Here is a 15,737-nt window from a genome sequence, read left to right as displayed (position 1 = left end):
AAGGGACCTGCTTCTGGGCCGGTCTACCTCTTCGCGGCGCTGGTGTCGCCATGTAGCGCCCGATCGAGAATCTTTGCAAGGATCGGCTCGTTCAGGGTCTTGTTTTCGTAGACGCGGCGCAGTCCCGCGTCGGCCATCGCTGCCAACCGTCCGGGATCAGCCAGTAACTCCTTGCACTTCTGGGCGCACTCTGCCGCGTCGTCCCAGAACACCGCCTCCACGCCTTCGCAGTACAGCTCCAAGTGCTCGGTCGTCCGTTCAGCACAAAGCACGGTGCCGAGCATAGGGACTTCGATGCTGCGACCCGTATGGAGGTCGCGGTTGCCATGTGACAGGAGACCGATACAGATTTTCGCCGCCTGCACCCACTTTGCGTACTCGTCGTCGGACTTCGTGTGGCCTGACCGGACGTACGGTTTGAGGTCCTCAAACTCGGGGGCCTTGTTCCACCTGCCTCCGACGATCGTCAACGGCACGCCGAGCCTAATGAGCTCGTTGAGAAACGCGCCCCGACCCTTCATCCACGTCCCCAAGAACAAGACGTCAGACCGATAGGGGGCCAACTCTTCCTCCGTGAAGTCACGCCGTCGATGGGCGATTTCGTCGGCCGGTCGCCAGACAAACATGGCGTCCCGTGCCCCGCGGGCTAGGGCCTCACCAACGTTTGGTTGGCGCCGCACCGCGACCAGGTCGTACTCCTTGATCGCGCGCTTAAACGTGGTCCAAAGCAACCTGTCGCGCCAGCCAAAACCATCGTCGACATTGAATAGGACGGATTTCATGCCCTTGTCTCGGACTCGGCGAAGAAGCCAAGGTGACGTGAACTCTCCGTGGTCGACCCAGAGGATGTCAAAGTCCCGGCCCTTGATTTGCTCCCAAACGGCCTGGTCATAGCGGCGGGCAAAGAAGACGCCCCCAGTCTCGCGATGGAACAGTTCTGCCTTCGCATGGCTTGACATCAAAGGCTTCCAAGCGATTGACTCGACCGAATGCCCCAGGCGTTTCAGCGCCTCAAGGCGCTGCACGTTGGTTTCTCCCGCCCCTGAGTACAAGTAGACGATTCTCAGCGACATATCTGAAGTCATGGGACTTTACTTGATTGTCGCCTTCACCGCACGTGAGGGTCTCGACAGGAATACCGGATCGCCTGGGACATGAGTGAGGATATGACGAGGGTCCAAGACCTTATGCGGAGGGTCACTCAGGTCAGTCAGTTTGGGCCTGGACCTTCGACGCCGCGGTGGGGCCAGGCACGTATGCGACCCGGAGCCCCATGTGCGCCCCAGTGTACTTGACGGATTGTTTTGGGGCCGTCGGCCCCCCGTTGGGTGCCTGGGGCAACCCTCAGCGACCGAAGTTGTATAATCGTTCGACCGTCCTCGGGGTGCCGATTTTGTTCAAACGATTTTTCAACTGGCTGAAGGCGTTGTTCAACAAGACGATGGACAACCTGGAAGACCCAGACATCATGCTGGACCAGGCCCGTCGCGACATGCAGCAGGCCCTGATCGGCAACCGTGAGAAGGCCGTCCAAGCGATCACCCAAAAGAACCGCTTGCAGGGCATGCTTGACGAGGCTAACCGCAAGAGCGCCCAACTGGAGCAGCAGGCGAGCACGGCCCTCCGCCAGGGCAACCGCGAACTGGCCAAGCAGTTCCTGCGTGAAAAGGCCAACAACGACCAGACGATCGAGACCCTGAAGACCACCTTGGCCCAGGCGGTCGAGACGGTCGAGACGGTCAAGGTCGCGATCAAGCGCCAAGAGGAGGACGTCCGCCGCAAGACCGCCGAAGCCCTGGCGATGAAGGCCCAGTGGAAGCAGGCGCAAATCCAGACGTCGATCAGCAAGGCTCTCGAGGGCCTGACTTTTGAGAACGAGTACGAGGGTAGCTTCGCCGCCGCCCGCGACCGCATCAAGGACAAGCAGGCGGAGGCCGCCGCCCGCACCGAGATGATGGCGGGCAGCGTCCAGGGCAAGATGATGGCCATGGAGGACCAGGCCATGGACTTCGCCGCCGACGAAGAACTGCGCAAGCTCGAAGAAAAGCTCGGCTTGGCCGCCCCGAACATTCAGGCGACCACCCCGGCGGCGACGCAGAGCGTCGACGAGCAGCTTGAGGCGCTGGAGAAGCGCCTCGGCCAGGGTAACGGTCAGGCCTGACGCAGGCGGGTAGGGACTCGACGCCCGGGTAGGCCCGGCCCAGGTACAATCGGGGGTGTCATCTGGGTTCATTGCGAGCCCAAAAACCCTCTTTACCGACCATGTCCGCACCCAAAGACGACGCCGAGAACCAGCCCGCCAACGAGAACGAGAGTCACGTCGAGTCTCACGAGGCCGGGGAAGACGAGACGCTAGCCCAGAAGGTCGAAGGCACCTACGACGCCAGCAACATTCGTGTCCTCGAAGGTCTTGAGGCCGTACGGCTCCGTCCCGGCATGTACGTCGGCGACAACGGTCGGAAAGGCCTCCACCAAATGTTCCGGGAAGTCCTCGACAACGGTGTCGACGAGTCCTTGGCCGGGTACTGCGACAACATCAAGGTCCATATGTACGCGGACGGGTCGGTCAGTCACGAGGACAACGGCCGCGGCATCCCCGTCGACATCCACGCTGACGAGGGCATCAGCGCCCTGACGATCGTCATGACCAAGCTCCACGCCGGCGGCAAGTTCGGCGACGGGGGCGGCTACAAGGTCTCCGGTGGCCTGCACGGCGTCGGCGTCAGTTGCACCAACGCGCTCTCGGCCTGGATGGTCTCGACGGTCAAGCGCGACGGTAAGCTCTACCGGCAGAGGTTTGAACAGGGCGTCCCCGTCACCGACGTCGAGGTGGTCGGGACGTCCGAGGGCACCGGCACCACCCAACACTGGATGCCCGACGCGACGGTCTTGACCGAGACCAAGCACGACATCCACGTCATCAAACGGCGGATGAAAGAGATCGCCTACCTGAACCCGAAGCTCCAGCTGGAGATCACCAGCGACTTGGAGCCCGAGGAAAACGAGGTCTTCAAGTTCGACCGGGGCATCGTGCAGTTGGCCGAAGACATGAACGAGGCCGAGGACGCCATCCACAAGCCGATCTACTTCCACCGGGTCAGGGAAGGGATGGAGATCGAGGTGGCGATCCAGTACAACACGGGCTACCACACCAACATCCTCGCCTACAGCAACAACATCCACCAGCCGGACGGGGGCACCCACGTCAGCGGGTTCAGCCAGGCGATGACCCGCGTGATCAACGCCTACGCGCGGAAGATGAACTTCCTGAAAGAGAAGGACAAGAACCTGACCGCGGACGACGTCGCCGAGGGCCTGACCGCCGTGATCGCGCTCAAGCTCTCCAACCCCAGCTACAACTCCCAGGACAAGGTCAAGCTCGTGACCCCAGAGGTCCAGGGTGCGACCAACTCGCTGGTCGGTGACGGCCTGGCCACGTATTTGGAGGAGAACCCGAGCGTCGGCAAGCGGATCGTCGACAAGGCCATGCTCGCCCAGCGGGCGCGTGAAGAGGCCCGCAAGGCCGCCGAAGCGGTCAAGCGGAGCAGCGCGATGGACAGCTTCGGCCTTCCCGGCAAGCTCAGCGACTGTGTCAGCAAGGACCCGACCCAGTGCGAGATCTTCCTGGTCGAGGGCGACTCGGCCGGCGGTACGGTGAAGCAGGCCCGCGACCGGGCCACCCAGGCGTTGCTGCCCTTGCGCGGCAAGATCCTGAACGTCGAAAAGGCGCGCCTGGACAAGGCCCTCGACAACGAGGAGATCAAGTCGCTCATCGCTGCCTTAGGGGCGGGTATCGCGGTCGAGGCGGGACGCGTCACCGACGAAGACCTGCAGGCCAACGGGAACGGCAACGGCAAGGGTGAGAGCAAGAACTTCGACCTCCAGAAGCTCCGCTATCACAAGGTCATCATCATGACGGACGCCGATGTGGACGGCGAACACATCAGGACCCTCTTGCTGACGTTCTTCTACCGATACATGAAGCCGCTCATCACCGAGGGGTACGTCTATCTGGCCCAGCCGCCCCTTTTTGTCATCAAGGTCGGCAACAACGAGCGGCACTATGCGCAGACCATCGAGGAACGCGACGAGTTGCTGAAGACCCTGAAGAAGAAGAAAAACGTGTCGGTCACCCGCTTCAAAGGTCTGGGTGAAATGAACTCCGAAGAGCTTGAAGAGACGACGATGCGGCAGGAAAACCGCAAGCTCGTGAGGGTGGAGTACGACCGCGAGTTCGACACGGACATCGAGCTGATGTTCAGCCGGTTGATGGGCGACAAGGTGGAGCCGCGACGCGACTTCATCATCAAGCACGCGAACAAGACGGACATTGACTGGCACTATTGACGCGCCCCGGTGGGCGCGGGCCGGCAGGTAACCTGCCCGCCGCCATGGCCCGGAAGAAGCTCGTCATCATCGACGGATACAGCCTGTTGTTCCGGGCCTTCTACGGCACCGGATACCTCAGCACCGCCGACGGCCGGCCGACCAACGCGCTCTTTGGCTTCACCGCCATGCTCATGCTCATCTTTGAGCAGAAGCCCGACGCCCTGGTCATCGCCCTCGACGCACCGGGCAAAACGTTCCGCCACACCGACTACGCCGAGTACAAGGGGACGCGGAGAGAGACCCCGGCCGAACTCAGCACCCAGCTCGAAGCCTGCCGCGAGCTGATCGCCGACCTCCGGATCCCGTATGTGGAACTGGTCGGTTACGAAGCGGACGACGTGGTCGGCACGATCAGCAAGAAGGCAGAAGAAAACGGATACGACACGACGATCGTCACGGGCGACCTGGACAGCCTGCAGCTCGTCGACGAAAGCGTCCGGGTGATGACGACGAGGCGCGGCGTCACCGACGTCCTTGTCTACGGCCCCGAACAGGTGTACGAGCGGTATGGGTTCGGCCCCGAATTCGTTCCCGACTACAAGGCCCTGGTGGGTGACACGAGCGACAACATCCCGGGCGTCCCGGGCATCGGCGACAAGAGTGCGAAGCTCTTGATCCAAAAGTTCGGGCCGGTCGAGGAGATGGTCAGGCGGCAAGACGAGGTCGAGGAGAAGTTTTGGAAGAAGATCGCGCCGAACGTCGACCAGATGTTCAAGAGCAAGTGGCTGGCGACGATCGTCCGCGACGCCCCCGTCGAATATGACTTCGCACCATACGCGATCACCCGGGCAAGCCTGGAAGAGTCGAAGGCGGCGATGCTGGGCTGGGAGTTCCGCACTCACGCGAAGCGGCTGGACGCGGTGATGGCCCCCTACCTGGTCGCGGGAGACGAGGCGCCGACCGTCGCGAGCGTGGAGCGGGAGCCGGTGAGGGCCAACCTCCACGAAGGCAAGGCAAGCTGGATGTTGCTCAGCCAATGGGTCGGCCGACACCCGTACGCCGTCGTCACCCCGCCGCGCGCGGCCCAGGCGGCCATGTTCGACGAGGAACCCCCCGAGGCCTTTGTCGCCGTCGGAGAAGACGTGAGGGTGGTGGACTGGGAGACCTGCCGGCGGCTGGTCGAAGACCGGCCGGGCCAGTTGGTCGCCCACGAGACGAAGCCTCTGCTCAAGCGTGCCGGTGCCCTCGCGACACCCCGCTTCGACGCGACCCTCGCGGCATACGTGTTGCAGAGCGGACGGAGCAACTACGACCTCGGCGACCTCGTCCATGGCTATCTGGACATGGACCCTCCTGCCAGCCCTGAACTCCAGGCCGCGTCACTCCTCGCCTTGGTCCCCGTGATGGAGGCCCGGGTCGACCTGGAGGGGCAGACGAAAGTACTGAAGGAGATCGAATTGCCTCTGGTCCCCATCCTCGCCGAGATGGAACAGGCCGGGATCATGGTCAACACCGACGACCTGCGCGAGTTCAGCAAGCAACTCCAGGTCGCGATCGAGCAGTCTCAGGCCAAGGTTTACGAGTTGGCCGGGACGGAGTTCAACATCGGGTCGCCCAAACAGATCGGCGAAGTGCTCTTTGAGAAGCTAGGGCTACCGGGGCCGAAGAAAACGAAGACCGGCTATGCGACCGGGGCGGAGGTTCTTTCGGAGCTTGCCCCGGCGTACCCTGTCGCGGGGGAGATCCTTACCTATCGGGAGTTGACCAAGCTCAAGAGCACGTATGCCGACGCCCTGCCCAAGATGGTCGAGGCGGACGGGCGCATCCACACGACGTACAACCAGACGGTCGCGGCGACGGGCCGGCTGAGCAGCATCGACCCGAACCTCCAGAACATCCCGATCCGGACTGAGCTGGGCCGGACGGTCCGGCGGGCGTTTGTCGCCGGACCTGGCACGACCCTTGGCTCCTTCGACTATTCGCAGATCGAACTGCGGGTCTTGGCCCACTTCTGCCGCGACGAAGCTTTGGTCCAGGCGTTTGAAACCGGCGTCGACGTCCACACCGTCACCGCCTCCCTCATGTTCAACGTCGGCCAGGACGCGGTGGACAAACACCAGCGAGGCCTGGCCAAGATGCTCAACTACGCGGTGCTCTATGGCGTGACCGATTTTGGTCTGGCGAACCAATTGGGGGTCGGATTCGGGGTGGCGGAGGCCCGGGCGCTCATCCAACAGTACAACGAGCGTTTCCCCAAGGTAAAGGCCTACACCGACGGCATCATCGAGGAGGCGCGGAGCAAGGGCTTCACCGTCACGGCATGCGGCCGGCGGCGGTACTTCAGCGACATCCACGCAGGCAACCAGCAGATGCGCAAGTACGCCGAGCGCCAAGCGATGAACGCGCCGTTACAGGGCACGGCGGCGGACATGATCAAGCTGGCGATGCTGGACGTGAGAAAGCTCTTGGGCCCGTCGCCGACAAGGATGCTTCTCCAGGTCCACGACGAGCTCCTCTTCGAAATGGCCGACGACCGTGAGGAGTTGATGGGACCGGTCCGCCGGGCGATGGAGGGCTGCCTGCCCCTGTCGGTGCCCGTCGAGGTCGACGCCAAGGTCGGTCCAGACTGGCTCCAGATGACTCCGGTCTAGTCCGCCTCACTTGGACCAGCGGGCAAGGGTGCGGAACGTGGCCGGGACGTAGACCACCGCGACGGTCGGCTTTTTGGCCGGTGCCCAGACAAGGAGCCCGTCGTCCACCGACTGCATCTTGCAGTCCAGGGGCAACGGTAGTTCGGCACCCGATTCCAGGTTGAGCACCATTTGGCCTTGCTGGGTGCGGTACTGCACCAGGCAGGGGGCGTGCAGTCCCATGATCTTGCCGCGGATCTCGGCCGCCGGGCGGTAGCTCCACGTCGCCGTGTTGACGACACCGAGGCGGTAGGAGCCCGAGCGGGTCTTGTCGATGGTGACGGCATGGGTCGACCCGGGCACCAGGCGTCCGTCGCCGACCTTGGGGCCGACCGCCTTGTACCGGGAGTCACCGGTCTTGGGGTCGAGGGTCGAGATGCCGAAGCCGTCTTGGGTCTGGGTCAGGGCGACGAGCTTGCCCCCGACATAGGAGAGTCGGTCTCCGACCTTACCGGTCGCCGTGGTGAACCCGCGGAACCTCCCCGCGTAGGCAAACTCTGGCTCGTCCGCGTCGAGGTCGATGCTCACGACGACCTCGAACCAAGGTTTGCCGTCCCGCTCGTCCCACCGCACCAGCGTGTACAGTGTCGAACCCTGCAGGACATATCCGCTCAGGGCGCTGACTTCCCGCTTCCGCTTGCCCGACTTGAACGCCGCCTCGTTCTCGGCCATCTCCTTGGCGGAGAAGAGGCGCTTGCTCGTGGCGAACGTCGTGAACTTGGAAGAAAGCATCTTGCCCGGACGGCCGATGCTCAGGCCGCGGTTGTCAAAGGTGACGATGTCGTCCTTGTGATACAGGCGGAACGTCTGCTCCTCGACGTCCAAGGCGTCTTTCTTTGGTAAAGTAGACACTTGTTCGGTTCTCGCCGAGCCCTTGACGGTGAAGACACCGTCTTCAAAGGACAGGGTGACGCCTGGATCTTGCGCCCAGGCGGCAAGCAGGAGCGTCGCCGACCATAACATTGCCAAGTCTAGTATGAACTGCCGTGACTGCCCCCGGTACGACCACGAGGCCTCGACGTGCAAGGACGGCAAGATCAATCCGGCCACTTGGGGCCAGGCGGTGGACGCCGCCCATTACTTCGGCGTGCGTGCGGTGTGCGTCTTTTGCGAACACCGGGAAAGGCTGGTCGCCTGCCAAGTCGCCCCGTCGGCAAGGTCCCGTCCGCGCCCATAATGGGCCGATGCGTGACGAAGGTCTTTATCTGCTCTATAAGCTCCATCTGATCGACGCCGCGCTGTACGACCTCAAGCAGCATGCCGCCGCATTGGACGTCGGCAAGGAAGAGTCGGCGAAGATCAAGGCCCTGGAGACCCTGATCAAGCCGGTGAAGGATGAACTGGCCCAGGTCCAACGAGAAACCGAGGAGACCGAGACGGCCCAAAAAGCCGACGAGGAGAAGTTGGCCCGCTACGAGAAGCAGCTCTACGACGGTTCGATCACGAACTCCCGGGAAGTTGAAAACGTCCAAAAGGAGATCGAGATGCTCACGGGCCTGGTCATCACCCTGGACGACAAAGCCACTGCCCTCCGCGGACAGGCGAAGCCCTTACGGGACAAAGTGAAGCAGGCGGAGGCCAAGGTCGCCGAACTTCGGCAGGCGGGGTTGGCCAAGCAGGAGGCCGCCAAGGCCGAACACGCCCGGCTAGAGGCCGAGTACAAGCAGGCCGCCGCCAAGCGGCCGGATGCGGCGAAAGCGGTCGACCCCGGCCTGCTCCGGACTTATGAGGCGGTCAGGGCCAAGACAGGCAACACCGCGATGGCGACGGTGACGCCGCAGGACCGGTGCCAACACTGCGGGATGCATGTCCCCGAGAAGGCCCTTGACGCGATCAGGAGCGGCCGGCCGGCCCAGTGCGAGCAGTGCCGTCGCATCCTCTTCATCGTGGTGCCGGAGGCGTGATGCGCTGGATCGCCGCCCTTGTCCTCGCCTTGGTCGTGAGTGGGTGCGCCAAGTACCCGTCGAGTTCGGCGGGCCGGACGACCCGGCTCGTCTTCACCATGACGACCGACGGTCACTTCCGGACGGGCTTGGGCCCCGGTGAGTCGGGCCTCCCGTACATCTACATCGTTGCCCTGAAGCTGAACACGGACGAGAACCCGACGACCGACGGGCCGTTCCCCGTCGTCCAGCCCGGTGGCAACGGTTTTGTCGCCGGCGGTTGCACCCACTACATCCTGTGGAACCCATTGGCGTCCCCGCAGTACCAGATCTGGCAGTTCAATGACGCGACGCTGAACCAGTCGTTCTACGTCGGCGCCCCGGTCAACTACCAGACCCTGGGGGACAACGACAAGACCATGTCGTTTGAGGTCGATTTGTCCCAGCTTGTCCCGGCCGGCCAGGTGGACACGATCAAGAGCGTCCAGGTGAACTTCCTCACGATGAACAACCAGAACGTCAGCGGGGGCGGGCGTCTGTGGGACGCTTTGGGCGACTCGACGGTGACAACCCAGATCAACAGCCCGTTCCTTGTCCGGCTCCGGGCCAACCAGACGTTCACAAACGCGAACCAGGGCACCCTGGAACCGCGCGGCGACTGTCCCGACCCCGACCTTGACCTGACCGACTGGAGCGTCGAAGTCCGCTTGCCCTGACCCGATGCCGCGCGTCTCCGTCCTCCTCACTTGCTACAACCACATCGCGTACCTGCCCGCCGCGGTCGAGGGTGTCGCCGCCCAGACGTTCACTGACTATGAGGTCGTCGCGGTTGACGACGGCTCGACCGACGGCACCCGCGAGTGGCTCCGTGACTCGTGTCCCGTGCCCGTCAACTGCGTCTTCAACGAGAGGAACCTGGGGACTTACGGCGCGCTCAACGAGGCGCTGAAGCACGCGACGGGAGAGTTTGTCGCCGTGCTCAATGACGACGACCTCTGGCATCCCGAAAAGCTGGCTGAGCAGGTAAGGATGATGGACGAGCGGCCGGACGTGGGCCTTGTCCACACCGACGGGGCGTTCATCGACGGGCAGGGCGCCGAGACCGCGGGGTCGCCGCTCGGGTTCGAGTTCCCCCGCACCGAGACCGGCGACGTCCTGCTCGCCCTGGTGTACGCCAACAAGATCATCGCCAGCGCGGCGCTCGTGCGTCGGCGGTGCTTCGAGGAGTTGGGAGGGTTCAACGAGTCGTATTTCGGCTCGGGTGACTGGGAGATGTGGTACCGGGTCGCGGAGAAGTGGCAGGTGGGATATGTCGCGCGACGCCTGACCGACTACCGGGTCCACGGCGCGAACGCGTCGCACAAGCTCGACAAGATATGGCGCGACGACCAGATGTTGCGGGAATGGATCGCGCCTCGCCTGGAGACGTACCGAGGCCGGTTCCCTGACGGTGATCTCGCCGCGGCAGCCGCCCACAACTGGGCGTGTCTGGGGACGGTCCGGACGTTGAACGGCGACCCGGCGGGTGGCCGGGCGGCGTATCGGGAGTCCCTACGTCTTAGACCGGGCCGGTGGCAGAGCCGGGCAAGGCTCCTCGCGACCTTCCTGCCGAGGAACCTGTTCCGGCGCCTCCTCTAGCCGTTTCGCGGTCGGCATTTCGGCCGTATCCAAAGAAGAACAGGCCCCATGCCGACAGGGCCACAAGGCCGAAGACCACCTTGGCCGCTTGGGGCACTGCGGGGTTGAAACTGAAAAAGCCTTCGATCGGGGCGGCGATAAACATCATCGCCACACTGGTCATGCAAAGGGTGAAGGCGTCCTTGCCCGCCTCACGGACGGCGTCGAGCCGCTTCCGCCGGCCGGGAAAGACGAGGGCCCACGCCAAGACATATCCGGCGGCACCGGCGATGAACATCCCGGTCAGCTCACTGGCGCCGTGGGGCATGATCGACGAGATGAGGAACCCGATGTGGCCGACGCCGACCATGTCGTGGCTGAGCGCTCCCATTTGGATACCGGTTCGCCACAAAATGAAGGTCGTCAGGGTGCCCGCCGAGACGGTGGAGACCCCGACGGTCATGATCGCGACCCTCGGGTTGTTCGAACTGTAGAACCCCGACATCATCGTGCTCTCTCCCGCTGTGCGCGGGTCGAAGCGGCCCTCACGCCACGCGGCGAAGTTCTCCTCTTCTAGAGGGCTGACAAAGTATTCGCGGGACTCAGGGCGGACCGACAGCATGGTGTAGGAGTAACCCGCGCCGACGAGGAAGACCGCCACGGACAGCGCGAAGAAGGCGACGCGGCGGCGGAACGTCTGGGCGACGGCAAGCAGGCTCGACCGGACGACGTCGGCAAACCGCTTCGTCGGGGTCCGGTAGAGCACCGCGTAAGACTTGCCGACCACATTGTTTAGGTAGACGACGACCTCGGCGTTGCTCGAGTGGGTCATCAGGTAGGCGAGGTCGCCGCTGGCCTGGCGGTACAGGCGCACGAACTCGACGAGTTCGTTCCCGGAGAAGGCCCTTGTCGAAGCCGAACCCCGGGCGCACATCTCCTCCAACCGACGCCAGTCGGGGACGTGCTTGTTCAGGAAGGCTTCTTCGTTGTACATCCGCTCCTCTATTGTCACACGACTGAGGCGGAAACGGGGTTTCACGCCCACCGGAACCTTGGCCGGCGAGACGACGTAGCAAGGGATGAAGCCTGAGCGAACCATTCCTGACCAATAAGCGTCTAACCCTGTGGCCACCAACTTGGCGGAAAGGCGCTGGACTGGCACGGATCGTGCTACCAAGGAATGCACCGGCATTCCACCGGCGCTGAGGCCGAATGTTGAAACCGAGCACCATGCCCCGCGACGTGAGCGTTCCTGAAGAAGGCGTACCGAGCTACCTGAACCGGTTGACTCAGGCTCCATTGCTGGCGGCCGAAGAGGAGAAGGCCCTCTCGGTCGCGGCCCAGGACGGGTGCCGCGCCTCTCGCGAACGGCTCGTCGAGAGCAACATGCGCTTGGTGATCAACATCGCCAAGAGTTATCACAGCCGCTCCATCCCCCTCGAAGACCTGATCCAAGAAGGGGCGATCGGCCTCATGTACGCCATCGAGCGGTTTGACCCGACGAAGGGCTTCCGGTTCTCGACCTATGCCACCCACTGGATCCGCCAGACGATCGGACGCGCCATCGACAGCAAGGCGAAGGCCATCCGCCTGCCTGCGCACATCTCCCAGTCCCTCCGTCGTGTCGAGAAAGCGCGTCAGCAGTTGACCCGCGAGATGGGCCATGAGCCGACCCTTGAGCACCTGGCGGAGATGCTCGGCATCACACCCAAGCGGCTGGTGACGCTGATCCAGGCCTCCCAGGAACTGGTCAGCCTTGACGTCCAGGTGGGAGAGAACGAGGGCACGACGCTCGGCTCGCTCATCAAGGACGACAACTGCAACAGCCCCGAGACCATGCTGCTCAACGCGGAGATCGTCGACGAACTGCATGAGGTCATGCAGCAGCTCAACGACCGAGAGCGCAAGGTCGTCACCGCCCGCCTCCGCTATGGCGACACCGACGCGGTCAAAGTCCGGGAAGAACTGAGCGAAGAGTTCCAGGTCAGCCGGGAGCGGGTCCGCCAGTTGGAAGTCCAGGCGATCAAAAAGTTGCGCCAAGTCGCCCAGCGCCGCCGCCTGCGCGAATACCTGTCTTCCTAAGGGCCCTGGCCTGCAACCCCGGCGCGGTCCCGGGAGTCTTGACGAGGAAGACGCTGGCGCGCGTGCCAGAATCGGACTCCGGTCATGAAGGAACTCCTCGACCTAGCCCTGCACCTGGACAAACACCTCAGCGACCTTGTCGAGAAGTTTGGGACGCAGATCTACTGGATCTTGGCGCTCACCCTGTTTGTCGAGACCGGCCTGGTCGTGACTCCGTTCCTTCCCGGTGACTCCCTCCTCTTTGCCGCCGGGCTCTTCTCCCGACCCGGCACCGACGGGACGGAGCAGCTCAATGTCTGGATCCTGCTCCTCGCCCTCCCTCCCGCCTGCATCCTCGGCGACATGCTGAACTTTCAGCTGGGGCGGCTGCTGGGCCAAAAACTGTTCACCGAGAAAAGCAAGGGGATCTTCCACCGCGACAACCTGGCCAAGACCAGGGCGTTCTTTGAGCGGCATGGCGGAAAGGCGATCCTCATCGGCCGGTTTGTCCCGATCGTCCGCGCCTTGGCCCCGTTCGTGGCGGGCATGGAGGGCATGCAGTTCCGCACGTTCGTCCCGCTCAGCATGGTCGCCAACGTCCTCTGGGTCTGGGTGTGCGTCGGCGCCGGCCACATCTTTGGCAACATCCCGTGGGTGCGAGAGCACTTCGAGATCATCCTTCTCGGCCTCCTTGTGGTCATGGTCGTCTCCATCGGGCTCGAGCTCCGTCGTGACGCCAAGCACCGGGCGAAATCGGAGACCAAAGACCTCGCCCCTGATCCAGTCGAGTAAAAGCGGAACGCCCTCTGCTCACGTCGCCTGGTCGGTTTGAGGCCATAATCAGGGCGCATTGGCGTCCCTCCACATCAACGAGATCAAAGAGATCCTGCCCCACCGCTTTCCGATGCTGCTGGTGGACCGGATCTTGGAGTCAAACCCTGGCGTCAACGCCAGGGGCCTGAAGAACGTCTCGATCAACGAGGCGTTTTTCGACGGACATTATCCCGGGATGCCGATCATGCCGGGCGTCTTGATCGTCGAATTTATGGCGCAGGCTGGCGCGGTGATCTTGTTGCTCGATGAAAAGTACAAAGGAATGGTCCCGGTGATCGGGGCGATCGACGACGTGAAGTTCAAACGGCAGGTCGTGCCGGGCGACCAGCTCGTCGCCGACGTCGAACTCCTGTGGATCAAGGGCAGCATTGGTCGCATCCGCGCGGTCGCCACGGTCGAAGGCGAATTGGCCGCGCAAATGGAGATGACATTCAAACTCTTGCCGAAATGAGCGAGCAGCCCCGGGTGCACCCGTCGGCTGTCGTCGAGCCTGGCGCTGAGATCGGCGCCGGGGTGGTCGTGGGCCCGTTCTGCCATGTGGAGTCCGGCGCGACCATTGGTGAAGGCACCGTGCTGGAGTCGCATGTCACCGTAAAGGGCGGCACCACGATGGGTTGCCGCAACCGTGTCGCCCAGGGCGCGGTGGTGGGCGGCGACCCCCAAGACCGCAAGTTTCGTGGTGAACCCACTTTCCTGCGGCTCGGTGACGACAACGTCATCCGCGAGTACGTGACGATCCACCGGGCGACGGGCGAGGGTAACGCGACGACGGTGGGGAGCCGTTGCTATCTGATGGCCTTTGTCCACCTGGGGCACAACGTCCATATGGGCGACGACGTGACCGTCGCCAACAACGTCGGCCTGAGCGGGCACGTCGCCGTCGAGGACATGGTCACCATCGGCGGCATGACCGGGGTCCACCAGTGGGTGCGCATCGGTCGGCTGGCCATGGTCGGCGGCATGAGCCGCATCGTCCGCGACGCCCCGCCGTTCATGATCACCGAGGGCATGGAGCAGACCGTCCATGACATCAACGCGGTCGGCCTCCGCCGGGTCGGCATCACCCAGGAGTCGCGCCTGGCCCTCCACAAGGCGTGCAAGCTCCTCTTCAAATCCCAACTTGGACTGACCCACGCCCTGGAGATCGTCCGCCGCGAGGTGAAGATGACCCCGGAAGTCCAATCCCTTCTTGAGTTCCAGGAACGGCTGTTCTTTGGCAAGAACGGGCGCGGCGACCAGCGCTAGCGATGCGCGTGTTCCTGAGTGCGGGCGAGGCCAGCGGCGACACCTATGCCGCCGCCCTAGTCAGTCGCATTTCCGCCTTGAGGCCCGACACGACCTTCGAAGGTGTCGGGGGCAAGCGGATGGCGGCGGCCGGGTGCCGCCTCGTCGCCGACTCGACCAGTTGGGGAGTCATCGGCGTCACGATGGCGTTTGTCGCCTCGTGGAACGGGATCGGCGGCTTCTTTGCCGCCGAGCGGGCCCTCGCGACGGGGGCCCCTGGTCTCTTTGTCCCGATCGACTTTGGGTTCTTCAACATCAAACTGGCGCGGAAGGCGAAGGCTCTGGGCTGGAAGGTGGCGTACTTCGCGCCACCCGGCAGTTGGCGTCGCGACCGGCAGGGCCGCGACCTGGGCGCGGTCACTGACCTTGTGGTGACCCAGTTCTCATGGAGCCAGGAGATCCTGCAGCGGCAGGGGTGCGACGCGGTGTGGCTCGGCCACCCGCTGAAAGAGCTTGTCGCCAGCGCCCCGGCGGTGACCGACCGCGACGGCGTGGCGGTGTTGCCGGGCTCGCGCCACCATGAGGTGGCGGCAAACCTGCCCCTGGCCCGCGACGCGACCGCGGGCTTACGCGGCCCGATGCGGGTCGGCCTTGCGGCGTCGACCGACCGGGAGTGGGTCCGAGGCATGTGGCCCGAGGCCCTCTTGGTCGCCGGGGCGGTCGAGGCCCTGCGGACGTCACGGGCCGGCGTCGTCTGCAGCGGCACGGCGACCTTGGAGGCGGCCCTGTGCAAGTGCCCCTGCGTGATCGTCTACCGGGGGAACTGGCTCATGGAGATGGAGGCCCAGGTCCGTCGCCCCCGGATCGCCCACATCGGCCTGCCCAACATCATTCTGGGGCGGCGGGCGGTGCCCGAGATGTACCTGTGGCAGGCGACGCCCGAAGCCGTCCGCGCGGCCTTGGAGCCCTTGCTCGACGAGACCCTTGACCGCGGGGCCCAGCTCGCGGCGTTCGAAGAGATCGACGAACTGCTGGGGCCCGACGACGCCATCACCCAGACCGCGGCTCTTCTTGTCGAGCGATTTGGCTGAAGGGGCCC

At 64.0% G+C, this 15,737-nt stretch carries 15 protein-coding genes; 12 read left to right on the top strand and 3 right to left on the bottom strand.

The features are described from left to right. Positions 1-23: 23 nt before the first annotated feature. Positions 24-959, bottom strand: a complete 936-nt coding sequence (locus KF857_11030; protein MBX3112533.1) for a glycosyltransferase family 1 protein — start codon at positions 957-959, stop codon at positions 24-26. Between the two features lie 434 nt (positions 960-1,393). Between KF857_11030 and KF857_11025 the strand changes: the two genes are divergently transcribed. From KF857_11025 to polA, 3 genes are all read left to right on the top strand, one after another. Further along, the gene (locus KF857_11025; GenBank protein ID MBX3112532.1) at positions 1,394-2,161 is read left to right on the top strand and encodes a PspA/IM30 family protein; all 768 of its coding nucleotides are present in this window, start codon (positions 1,394-1,396) and stop codon (positions 2,159-2,161) included. A gap of 101 nt (positions 2,162-2,262) precedes the next feature. Beyond that, positions 2,263-4,347, top strand: a complete 2,085-nt coding sequence (locus KF857_11020) for a DNA gyrase subunit B (protein ID MBX3112531.1) — start codon at positions 2,263-2,265, stop codon at positions 4,345-4,347. A gap of 44 nt (positions 4,348-4,391) precedes the next feature. Beyond that, positions 4,392-6,980 carry a DNA polymerase I gene (gene polA / locus KF857_11015; protein MBX3112530.1) on the top strand — a complete coding sequence of 863 codons (2,589 nt, stop codon included), beginning with the start codon at positions 4,392-4,394 and terminating at the stop codon, positions 6,978-6,980. Positions 6,981-6,986: 6 nt separating this feature from the next. Here the strand turns inward: polA and KF857_11010 are convergent, their stop codons facing one another. After that, a complete protein-coding gene (locus KF857_11010; GenBank protein MBX3112529.1) occupies positions 6,987-7,988 on the bottom strand; it encodes a hypothetical protein in 1,002 nt (333 codons plus the stop codon). 7 nt (positions 7,989-7,995) lie between these two features. On the opposite strand from KF857_11010, the gene KF857_11005 reads away from it, so the two are divergent. The 4 genes from KF857_11005 to KF857_10990 are packed head-to-tail and all read left to right on the top strand — an operon-like array spanning position 7,996 to position 10,540. Further along, positions 7,996-8,196, top strand: a complete 201-nt coding sequence (locus tag KF857_11005; protein MBX3112528.1) for a hypothetical protein — start codon at positions 7,996-7,998, stop codon at positions 8,194-8,196. 7 nt (positions 8,197-8,203) lie between these two features. Continuing rightward, positions 8,204-8,923 carry a hypothetical protein gene (locus KF857_11000; GenBank protein ID MBX3112527.1) on the top strand — a complete coding sequence of 240 codons (720 nt, stop codon included), beginning with the start codon at positions 8,204-8,206 and terminating at the stop codon, positions 8,921-8,923. After that, positions 8,923-9,618: a hypothetical protein gene (locus tag KF857_10995; protein MBX3112526.1), complete on the top strand. Its 696-nt coding sequence runs from the start codon at positions 8,923-8,925 to the stop codon at positions 9,616-9,618. The genes KF857_11000 and KF857_10995 overlap by 1 nt, the downstream gene beginning before the upstream one ends. A 4-nt stretch (positions 9,619-9,622) precedes the next feature. Then, on the top strand, positions 9,623-10,540 hold the full coding sequence (locus tag KF857_10990; protein ID MBX3112525.1) for a glycosyltransferase: 918 nt from the start codon (positions 9,623-9,625) through the stop codon (positions 10,538-10,540). On the opposite strand, the gene KF857_10985 is transcribed toward KF857_10990, so the two are convergent. After that, positions 10,461-11,513, bottom strand: coding sequence for a stage II sporulation protein M (locus tag KF857_10985; protein MBX3112524.1), 1,053 nt, complete (start codon positions 11,511-11,513; stop codon positions 10,461-10,463). The two genes, KF857_10990 and KF857_10985, sit on opposite strands and share 80 nt — an antisense overlap. Positions 11,514-11,761: 248 nt before the next feature. On the opposite strand from KF857_10985, the gene KF857_10980 reads away from it, so the two are divergent. The 5 genes from KF857_10980 (at position 11,762) to KF857_10960 (ending at position 15,729) form a co-directional block, all read left to right on the top strand. Beyond that, the gene (locus KF857_10980) at positions 11,762-12,601 is read left to right on the top strand and encodes a sigma-70 family RNA polymerase sigma factor (protein ID MBX3112523.1); all 840 of its coding nucleotides are present in this window, start codon (positions 11,762-11,764) and stop codon (positions 12,599-12,601) included. 84 nt (positions 12,602-12,685) lie between these two features. Beyond that, complete coding sequence (locus tag KF857_10975) at positions 12,686-13,372, top strand: VTT domain-containing protein (protein MBX3112522.1); 687 nt, start codon at positions 12,686-12,688, stop codon at positions 13,370-13,372. 58 nt (positions 13,373-13,430) lie between these two features. Further along, positions 13,431-13,865 (top strand): 3-hydroxyacyl-ACP dehydratase FabZ, encoded by a 435-nt coding sequence (gene fabZ / locus KF857_10970; GenBank protein ID MBX3112521.1) that lies wholly within the window; start codon positions 13,431-13,433, stop codon positions 13,863-13,865. Continuing rightward, complete coding sequence (gene lpxA, locus KF857_10965; GenBank protein ID MBX3112520.1) at positions 13,862-14,659, top strand: acyl-ACP--UDP-N-acetylglucosamine O-acyltransferase; 798 nt, start codon at positions 13,862-13,864, stop codon at positions 14,657-14,659. Before fabZ ends, lpxA begins: the two co-directional genes overlap by 4 nt. A 2-nt stretch (positions 14,660-14,661) precedes the next feature. After that, entirely contained in the window at positions 14,662-15,729 is a 1,068-nt protein-coding gene (locus KF857_10960; GenBank protein MBX3112519.1) for a hypothetical protein, read from the top strand. Positions 15,730-15,737: the final 8 nt, after the last annotated feature.

Source organism: Fimbriimonadaceae bacterium, from assembly GCA_019638795.1.
In the GTDB taxonomy this organism is placed as follows: Bacteria; Armatimonadota; Fimbriimonadia; order Fimbriimonadales; family Fimbriimonadaceae; genus JAHBTB01.
The sequence above is the reverse complement of the archived record's forward strand: the minus strand, read 5'-3'. Positions and strand labels throughout refer to the sequence as shown.

Bases quoted from the DNA above. Each gene is read 5' to 3' on its own strand.
- KF857_11030 (MBX3112533.1), bottom strand. From the start codon at position 959: ATGTCAAGCCATGCGAAGGCAGAACTGTTCCATCGCGAGACTGGGGGC.
- KF857_11020 (MBX3112531.1), top strand. From the start codon at position 2,263: ATGTCCGCACCCAAAGACGACGCCGAGAACCAGCCCGCCAACGAGAAC.
- polA (MBX3112530.1), top strand. From the start codon at position 4,392: ATGGCCCGGAAGAAGCTCGTCATCATCGACGGATACAGCCTGTTGTTC.
- KF857_11005 (MBX3112528.1), top strand. From the start codon at position 7,996: ATGAACTGCCGTGACTGCCCCCGGTACGACCACGAGGCCTCGACGTGC.
- KF857_11000 (MBX3112527.1), top strand. From the start codon at position 8,204: ATGCGTGACGAAGGTCTTTATCTGCTCTATAAGCTCCATCTGATCGAC.
- KF857_10995 (MBX3112526.1), top strand. From the start codon at position 8,923: ATGCGCTGGATCGCCGCCCTTGTCCTCGCCTTGGTCGTGAGTGGGTGC.
- KF857_10990 (MBX3112525.1), top strand. From the start codon at position 9,623: ATGCCGCGCGTCTCCGTCCTCCTCACTTGCTACAACCACATCGCGTAC.
- KF857_10985 (MBX3112524.1), bottom strand. From the start codon at position 11,513: ATGTACAACGAAGAAGCCTTCCTGAACAAGCACGTCCCCGACTGGCGT.
- KF857_10975 (MBX3112522.1), top strand. From the start codon at position 12,686: ATGAAGGAACTCCTCGACCTAGCCCTGCACCTGGACAAACACCTCAGC.
- lpxA (MBX3112520.1), top strand. From the start codon at position 13,862: ATGAGCGAGCAGCCCCGGGTGCACCCGTCGGCTGTCGTCGAGCCTGGC.
- KF857_10960 (MBX3112519.1), top strand. From the start codon at position 14,662: ATGCGCGTGTTCCTGAGTGCGGGCGAGGCCAGCGGCGACACCTATGCC.